General features: G+C 56.6%; 2 pseudogenes. One reads left to right on the forward strand and one right to left on the reverse strand.

Annotation, left to right across the window (positions count from 1 at the left end):
• Nucleotides 1-193, reverse strand: a pseudogene (locus tag RGCCGE502_RS34380) (integrase); the annotation flags it as partial.
• Between the two features lie 124 nt (nucleotides 194-317).
• Here RGCCGE502_RS34380 and RGCCGE502_RS36460 point away from each other — a divergent pair.
• Nucleotides 318-437: pseudogene (locus tag RGCCGE502_RS36460) on the forward strand (transposase domain-containing protein); the annotation flags it as partial.
• Nucleotides 438-459 lie beyond the last annotated feature (22 nt).

Raw genomic sequence — 459 nt, forward strand, 5'->3', positions numbered from 1 at the left:
CCTGCGGAGCATGTCCATTGCCAACATGCCAGTCCATCAGATCCCGAAACAGGCTCAGCGAGCGCCACGTGCATTGCCGACCCAAACCTTCGTTCGACATTTTGGCGGCGTAAACGCCCGCAAACTCCCGATACGGACCGTAGACCAGCTTCCGGTATAAGGCGCTGCGATTCAAATAGTCAGTTGCGTTCATGTGTCCTCTCCTTCGCGTCAATTGCGACGGAGAGACCCTAAACTATGCCGACTGGCTGCCCGCTATGGTGCCGGAAACGTTGGCAAAAAGTTGATTAATCGGCATAGTTCGACGGTCGGCATAAACGGCAAAGATGAACAACGTCGATCCGCAAGCCTGGCTTACTCAGGCACTCGAGCGCCTCGCAAATGGATGGCCCAGCGCCGAAATCGACGCCCTCATGCCGTGGAACTATGCCGCCTGAACGGCCCCAGCTTGTCGCTTAC

This window comes from Rhizobium grahamii CCGE 502 (assembly GCF_000298315.2).
In the GTDB taxonomy this organism is placed as follows: Bacteria; Pseudomonadota; Alphaproteobacteria; order Rhizobiales; family Rhizobiaceae; genus Rhizobium; species Rhizobium grahamii.